Source organism: Streptomyces argenteolus, assembly GCF_042902585.1.
GTDB classification, from domain to species: Bacteria; Actinomycetota; Actinomycetes; order Streptomycetales; family Streptomycetaceae; genus Streptomyces; species Streptomyces argenteolus.
Genome location: NZ_JBIBEG010000037.1, coordinates 1 through 1,705 on the forward strand (window position 1 = coordinate 1; position 1,705 = coordinate 1,705).

Here is a 1,705-nt window from a genome sequence, read left to right on the forward strand (position 1 = left end):
GGAGCGGCCACCAGACGCAGCCCGTCCAGCGTTCCACCCGTGTCCAGCTCCACACCCCAGGCGTCCGCTTCGGGCACGGCCAGAGTGTCGGCGTCGGCGCGGGTGACCCGCCCCAGGCGGGGTACGGAAACCGCTCCGGAACGTACGGCGAGGGAGGTCTCGCCTGTGACCACCGCACCGGCGACCGCGGCGGGCAGGGCCGCGGCGGACGACGGCGCGTCGTCCAGGTCGGCCAGCACGAAACGACCCGGGTGTTCGGACTGGGCCGAACGCACCAGGCCCTGCACCGCGGCCTGCCCGGGATCGGGCCGCTCACCCGGTGCGACGGCCGAACCACCCCGGGTCACCACGACGAGCCTGGCCTCCTCCAGCTCCGGAAGAGCCAGCCACTCCTGAACGGTGCCCAGCACGGAGGCCAGAAGTTCACGGGTGAGGGCGGGGATGCCGGCGGGGTGGGCAGCAGAGGCGTCGTCGGTTGTAGCCGGTGCAGGGCCGTCAGCGTCCGGTCGCGGGCAGGGCAGGAACACGCTGTGCGGTACGGCGCCGCCGCTGCGGACATGCGTGGCGAGCGCGGCGAGATCCGCATGCCGAGGCAGATCGAGGCCCGGCAGTCCTTCGCCGATGACCGCGGTCGGCCCGTCGGCTTCGACGTTCGTCGAACCGGCCTTCAGCGGCTGCCAGTTGACCTCGTACAGCGAGTCGACATTCTGGCCGGCGAGCGCGTCGGCGGTCAGTGGCCGCGAGGTGAGGGCGTCGATGGTGAGGACCGGCAGCCCGGCGTGATCAGTCAACTGGACCGAAAGGGTATCGTCACCCACCGGCGTCAACCGGGCCCGGACCGCGGTGGCACCGGTCGCGTGGAGACGCGTCCCGGCGAAGGAGAACGGCATCATTCGCTCGCCCTGCCCTTCCAGCAGGGTCACCAGACGCGTCTGGAGCGCGGCATCGACGAGGGCGGGGTGCACCCCGAACCGCCCGGCGTCCCGCTCCGCACCCTCCGGCAGTACGACATCGGCGAACAACTCCTCGCCACGCCGCCACACCGCACGGATGCCCTGGAACACCGGACCGTAGCCGTACCCCGTGGCCGCCAGGCGCTCGTACAGCCCGTCGATGTCCACGGCCTCCGCGCCGGCCGGCGGCCAGACGGCGTCCTGCACGGACGGTTCTTCGGCAGGTGCGGTGACCAGCGTTCCCTCAGCATGACAGGTCCACTCCGAGTCGTCATCCTGCCCGGGGCGGTACGTTCGGGAGTGCAGCCGCACCGCACGCCGGCCCTGCTCGTCAGGGGATTCGACGGCGACCTGGATATCGACCGCCGCGTCACCGCTCGGCACCGCCAGCGGTGCGTGCAGGACGAGTTCGTCCAGCAGCTCGGTTCCCACGCTCTCACCGACCCGCAGCATCAGCTCCAGCACGGCGGCCCCCGGCACGAGCGCCCGGCCCATGACCACGTGGTCGGCCAGCCAGGGGTGGGTGTGCAGGGAGATGCGGCCGGTGGAGACGTGGCCGTTCCCGTCCGCGAGAGCGATGCCTACCGCCAGCAGAGGGTGGCCGAGCGAGGAAGGCCCTCCCCCGGACATTCCCAGCGTGCCGGTCCCGCTCTCCAGCCAGTAGTGCTTGGTCTGGAAGGCGTAGGTCGGCAGCGCGACCTGCTGGGCCCCGGAACCCGTATACACAGCCGACCAGTCGGGTGTGCCGCCGC

Annotated in this window: 1 protein-coding gene; it reads right to left on the bottom strand. The window is 72.1% G+C overall.

Annotated elements, in window-relative coordinates; all coding sequences use genetic code 11:
* Positions 1-1,679: polyketide synthase dehydratase domain-containing protein (locus tag ACFY8O_RS34435; protein WP_387909359.1), on the bottom strand; the 1,679-nt coding region annotated here is incomplete at its 3' end.
* Positions 1,680-1,705: the final 26 nt, after the last annotated feature.